This is a genomic window from Psychrobacter sp. GW64-MNA-CIBAN-0177 (assembly GCF_040309585.1).
Classification (GTDB): Bacteria; Pseudomonadota; Gammaproteobacteria; order Pseudomonadales; family Moraxellaceae; genus Psychrobacter; species Psychrobacter okhotskensis.
Map to the genome: position 1 here is coordinate 1 of NZ_JBEOOY010000635.1, position 233 is coordinate 233.

General features: G+C 43.3%; 1 pseudogene. It reads left to right on the plus strand.

Annotation, left to right across the window (positions count from 1 at the left end):
• A pseudogene (locus AAEY79_RS16500) lies at positions 1-233 on the plus strand (hypothetical protein); the annotation flags it as partial.

The following is a 233-nucleotide window of genomic DNA, read 5'->3' on the forward strand; positions in this document are numbered from 1 at the left end:
GTATCAAGTAGAACATAGTAAAAACGTAACTACAGATCTTGGCGTATCGCTATTAAGTGGTGGCCTACATGATGGCAATGACCGTGCAGGAAGCTACGGTGCATGGGCTGTGCATCTTGATAGCAAAATTAATAACTGGAACGTGCAATTTCAACATGGCGAGTACGACTACGACCTAGACGATAATAGCAACCGCTTTGCTGTAGGTGCTTACGCTTATTACGATACTGTTT